Origin of the sequence: Pseudoroseomonas ludipueritiae, assembly GCF_014490445.1 — a bacterium.
Classification (GTDB): domain Bacteria; phylum Pseudomonadota; class Alphaproteobacteria; order Acetobacterales; family Acetobacteraceae; genus Pseudoroseomonas; species Pseudoroseomonas ludipueritiae.
The window spans coordinates 1-3,088 of record NZ_JACTUZ010000270.1 but is presented as its reverse complement, the minus strand read 5'-3'; the positions used below and the strand labels follow the sequence as shown (position 1 = coordinate 3,088).

Here is a 3,088-nt window from a genome sequence, read left to right as displayed (position 1 = left end):
CAGCGGCGGCAGCACCGGCCCCGCGACCGTGCCCGCCAGGCGGCTCAGCCACTGGCCCCAGTTCATGCGCGGTGGCTCATACGCAGCGGGCTTCCGGCGCCGGGCGGCCGGCGGCCCAGGCATCGGCGGTGTCGCAGGCCTCCGTCAGCGCGGCGCCGATGGCGGCCAGCACCGCCTCATCCGCCGTTTCCACGATCACGGCGGGACCGCAGACCAGCACGCCGCGCGAGAAGGGCAGGGGCAGCATCATGCGGTCCCAGCTCGGCAGCAGGCGGTGGCGGGTGGTGGCGGCCGCCGTGGGCATCACCGGCACCTTGGCGAAGGCGGCGAGCTGGGCCACGCCTTCCGCCGGCACCCGGCGCGGGCCGCGCGGGCCATCCGGCGTGATGGCCACCGGGCTGCCGCCACGCAGCACCCGCGTCAGCGAGCGCAGCGCCGCCGCGCCGCCGCGGGAGGTGGAGCCATGCACCATCACCAGCCGGAAGCGCGCCACGATCTCGCCGATGAAGCGGCCGTCCCGGTGGCGGGAGACCAGCACATGCGGCTGCCAGTGCGCCGCCTCGGGGAAGATCCTGGACACGGTGGTCCAGAGCATCGGCATCATCGGCAGGCGTTCGTGCCAGAAGGCGATGATGACCGGGGCGCCGCGCTCGGCAAAGGGGCGCATATGTTCCTCGCCGATCAGGGACCAGCGGGTGGTGCGGTAACAGAAGGCGAGGTAACGCCCGATCAGTCCCGCCAGGAAAGCCTGGGTGGCAGGGCGGCGAATCAGCGCGCGGAGCATGGGTGCAGGATCATGGGAATGCGCGCCCTAGCACGGCTGAGGCCGTGGCGGAACTGAAGGCACCTTGAGCGCGGCCCCGGGGGGCGAGCGGAGCCCCGGCGGGGTGGCGGCGGCGGCCGTGGCAGGTAATCTGCATCGCAACATGCCGAATCGCCCTTCCTTCCTTCGCGCGCCGCCATCCTTCTCTTGGCGCGGGCTGGGCATGCACCTGCTGTGCTACCTGCTGGCGGCGCTGGGCGGGCTGGCTTTCTTTTCCATCGGCACGCCGCTGCCCTGGCTGCTGGGGGCGCTGGCCTTCGTGGCGGCGGGGCGGCTCTCCGGGCTGCCGGTGCAGGCCAGCCAGCCGCTGCGCAACACCGGCATGCTGGTGGTGGGCTGCGCGCTGGGGCTGTTCTTCACGCCCGAGGCCTCAGGCCATATCGCGCGGCACGGGCCGCTGGTGGTGGCCAGTGCCCTGCTGACCCTGGCGCTCGGCGTGCTGCTGTCCCCCCTGCTGGGGCGGCTGGCGCGGATGGACCGGCCCAGCGCCCTCTTCGGCTCCATCCCGGGCGGCGTGGCGGAGATGAGCCTGATCGGCGAGGCCTATGGCGCCCGCCCCACGGCGGTGGCCATCGCGCAACTGCTGCGGGTGGTGGGGGTGGTGGTGATGGTGCCCACCGCCTTCGCGCTGCTGGGGGTGCAGGGCGCCTCGGCCCTGGCGGGCAATGCGGTGGCGCAGGAATTCCGCCCGGGCGGCTTCGCGCTGCTGCTGGCCGCCGGGGCGGTGGCGGCGGTGGTGCTGCGGCGCATCGGCATGCGCAATTCCTGGATGCTGGGCGGGCTGCTGGTCAGCGTCGGGCTCACCGCCACGGGCAACAGCATCACCGGCATTCCCGTGGTGCTGACGGCGGCGGCGCAGGTGCTGCTGGGCGCCCAGCTCGGCGTGCAGTTCGAGCGCGCGGCCTTTCTCGGCGGCGGGCGGCTGCTGGCGGGGGCCATGCTGCATGTGCTGCTGCTGACCTCCCTCTGCGCGCTGCTGGGGCTGGCGCTGGGCCACGCCTTCGGCTTGGACCCGGCGACCATGGTGCTGGCCACCGCGCCCGGCGGCGTGGCCGAGATGTCCATCACCGCCAAGGCGCTGCTGCTGGAAGTGCCGGTGGTGGTGGCCTTCCATCTCGTGCGCATCTTCCTGACCATGGCGCTGGTGCAGCCGGCCAGCCTGCTGCTGCGGCGGGTCGGCTTCCTCTAGGGCCGCCAGGCGCGGTGATAGGGATGCCCGGCGCGGATGGCCTGGGCGCGGTAGAGCTGCTCGGCCAGCAGCCCGCGCACCAGGAAATGGGGCCAGGTCAGCCGCCCCAGGGAAAGCTTGTGCTCCGCCCGCGCCAGCACCGAGGGGTCCAGCCCCTCGGCGCCGCCGATGACGAAAGCGACCACCCGGCCGCTTTCGTCCCATTTCGCCGTCAGCGCCGCCAGTTCCTCGCTATCCGGCGTGGCGCCGCCGAGGTCCATGGCCACCGCCAGCGCGCCTTCCGGCAGCGCCGCCAGCAGCGCCGCGCCTTCCCGCCGCCGGATCTCGGCGGCGGAGCCGCGCGCTTCCGGAATTTCCTTCACGGTCAGCGGCGGGCGCAGGCGGGCATTGTGCTGGGCGAAGAGCGCCGCCTCCGGCCCCGGCTTCAGCCGGCCCACGGCCAGCAGAAGGGGGACGCGGCTCACTCCTCGATCACGTCGTCGCCGAGGTCGTCGCTCAGGTCGTCCTCGCCCAGGTCCTCGCCGGAGACATGGTCCTCGTCCTCGACCTGCATGCCCTCGTCATCGAAGTCGAGGCCGGTGCGGCCCATGTCGGCGGCGATCTCGGCGGCATCCTCGTCGCTCAGCGGCGGCATGGTGCTATCCTCGCCCAGCGGGCCATCCACCGGGCTGTCGGGGCCCCACATCTTCTCCAGCCGGTAATTGGCGCGCGCTTCCGGGCGGAAGAGGTGCACCACCAGGTCGCCGGCATCCAGCAGCACCCAGTCGGGCGAGCTTTCGGTGCGGATGCGCTTGATGCCCAACTCGCCCAGCGCCCGGTCCACATGGCCGGCCATGGCCTGGATCTGGCGCTCCACCAGGCCGGTGGCGATCACCATGCGGTCGGCGAAGGTGGCGCGGGTGGCCACATCCAGCACCACGATATCCTCGGCCTTGTCATCCTCCAGGCTGGCCACGACCACCTGCACCAGACGATCCACCTCGGGCGGGGAGAGCTTCTTGCGCGGCGCGGCCGGCTTGGCGGCGCGGGCCGGGCCGGCCTTGGCGGCGGTGGCCTTGGCCGCCGTGGCGCGGGCA

At 73.3% G+C, this 3,088-nt stretch carries 3 protein-coding genes and 1 pseudogene; 1 reads left to right on the top strand and 3 read right to left on the bottom strand.

Annotated features, from left to right (window positions below; all coding sequences use genetic code 11):
- Positions 1–76: 76 nt before the first annotated feature.
- Complete coding sequence (locus IBL25_RS25340) at positions 77–784, bottom strand: lysophospholipid acyltransferase family protein (protein ID WP_187781222.1); 708 nt, start codon at positions 782–784, stop codon at positions 77–79.
- A gap of 64 nt (positions 785–848) precedes the next feature.
- On the opposite strand from IBL25_RS25340, the gene IBL25_RS25335 reads away from it, so the two are divergent.
- Entirely contained in the window at positions 849–2,012 is a 1,164-nt protein-coding gene (locus IBL25_RS25335; protein WP_187781221.1) for an AbrB family transcriptional regulator, read from the top strand.
- Here IBL25_RS25335 and IBL25_RS25330 read toward each other — a convergent pair.
- Positions 2,009–2,476, bottom strand: a complete 468-nt coding sequence (locus IBL25_RS25330) for a 23S rRNA (pseudouridine(1915)-N(3))-methyltransferase RlmH (protein WP_367615693.1) — start codon at positions 2,474–2,476, stop codon at positions 2,009–2,011. The two genes, IBL25_RS25335 and IBL25_RS25330, sit on opposite strands and share 4 nt — an antisense overlap.
- Positions 2,477–2,682: 206 nt before the next feature.
- Positions 2,683–3,088 (bottom strand): annotated as a pseudogene (rsfS, locus tag IBL25_RS27155) (ribosome silencing factor); the annotation flags it as partial.